This is a genomic window from bacterium (assembly GCA_040757115.1).
In the GTDB taxonomy this organism is placed as follows: domain Bacteria; phylum UBA9089; class CG2-30-40-21; order CG2-30-40-21; family SBAY01; genus JBFLXS01.
On sequence record JBFLYA010000415.1, the window covers coordinates 1 to 1,654 of the forward strand.

The window sequence follows — 1,654 nt, forward strand, 5'->3', positions numbered from 1 at the left end:
GCTGTCTTTTCCTTTTCCTCTGCCTCACCGAATTATTGTGCATTCCACATTCACGGTTTGACCTCAATCTCACCCCCAACAGATTTTTTGTCCTCTTATCCTGTAATCTTGTTTGTAATACAGTAATCCTCTATCAATCTCGCCAAATTCTCCTCAGTAAATTCTTTGAATGGTATCCTCTGCACCAATATATATTGAGGGCTACTGTAGTACCAGTAACGACAGCCCAGGCTGTTTTCGTCGCTTTCAAATGGAGTTTTGGTGTGAAAAACAACTAATTCCCCATGGTCCAGGTTTGCTTCTATTTTAAAACCTTGCTCATAGTTATAACCTCGATGCTCATGTTGAGGACCGCTGCGGTAGATGTAAAACTCGTTACGTTTTTGTCTTCATCCCCATCCGTTTCGGTTCTTCCAGTGTAGCGTTTTGGCAACTGTCCTTAATACACGTTCGATAGAAGGTTTATAGGAATTCATCAACTTCTGGTTTTGATCCTTCAACCTTTGTTTTTGCTCTTCTTTAATCTTTTTTTCTCATACTCAGCCCGGAATTCTTTATTCTCCTCTTGTCTCAAAATATCTATCGTTTTCTGAAAGCGATCTCCGTAGCTCATTAGATTAGGGTTACCTCCTCTGCCCGTTATATTCCTAACAAGAGATTATACAGTTTCTGTATATCATCCAAATGGTAATGTTATCCAGAAACCGGATAATATCAAATTCATAAGCACAGCATCTCCAAAATCAGCTTTAAGTCTCTGTTAGATTCCTTGTTCTATAAAATGATAGTCTGCCATTATCTTCCCTTACTCAATATTCTGACTTATTCTATAAATTGTATTTCTCGCTTTTGGTAATCAATGAGGATACTAAACCGACTTAAAATATCATTACCAACAAACCCGTTGATTCCTAATTCCGCTTGAATATCTCCAAATTCAATCTCGATATTGTTTAACTCTCTGCCTCCGATAATAACTTTCTCCACATTTTGAGAAACTACTTCTTGAGTTCCTCTTCCTATCCCAAATAATCGTTTGACTATCGCAGATTTGTGGTAGTTGAAGTCGACCAGGTCAATATCAATCGCAGTTGCTGCCGAACCTGTATCTAAAATGCATTTGTCTATTACTACGCTGTTCCCCTCATAAGTCAGTTCAAACGTGAGCCATATCAATCCATACTTCAATTCAAAGTTCATCTTATGATTCCTTTATAGGGAATATTTTCGACAATGAATTCTTCAGGCGTTGAAGGAAGAGAATATAAGACTTCCTTGCCCTTATGCTTGTATTGTTGGTAAACTCGCCTAATTTCTTTTCCCTTATCGCTGATTTTCAAAACCGTTCCTTCCAGAATTTTCGACTGAGTTTCTGATATTTTCTCTTCTAATATTTCTCCTATTAATACGAACTTATTGGGATATTGTTTTCGTATTTCTGCCCATTTCATTTGTTTCCCTCCTTGTGTCGTGTTATTCAATGCTTGTATTATATGCTAACGATAAAGTTCAGGTGCGGCGGGGAGAATTACCACAAAAGTTTGATAGCAAGATAAAACTTTGAGAGACCACAAAACTCTGACCACGGCACAGTCCCCCGCCGTCAACTGCAACGACTTGTTAGGAAAAAATTCCACTTCGCCCTCTTTTTTCT

General features: G+C 38.2%; 2 protein-coding genes. Both read right to left on the reverse strand.

The window, feature by feature from the left end; genetic code table 11:
* Nucleotides 1-822: 822 nt before the first annotated feature.
* The gene (locus tag AB1422_19270) at nucleotides 823-1,200 is read right to left on the reverse strand and encodes a hypothetical protein (protein ID MEW6621442.1); all 378 of its coding nucleotides are present in this window, start codon (nucleotides 1,198-1,200) and stop codon (nucleotides 823-825) included.
* The gene (locus AB1422_19275; protein MEW6621443.1) at nucleotides 1,197-1,451 is read right to left on the reverse strand and encodes a hypothetical protein; all 255 of its coding nucleotides are present in this window, start codon (nucleotides 1,449-1,451) and stop codon (nucleotides 1,197-1,199) included. Before AB1422_19275 ends, AB1422_19270 begins: the two co-directional genes overlap by 4 nt.
* Nucleotides 1,452-1,654: the final 203 nt, after the last annotated feature.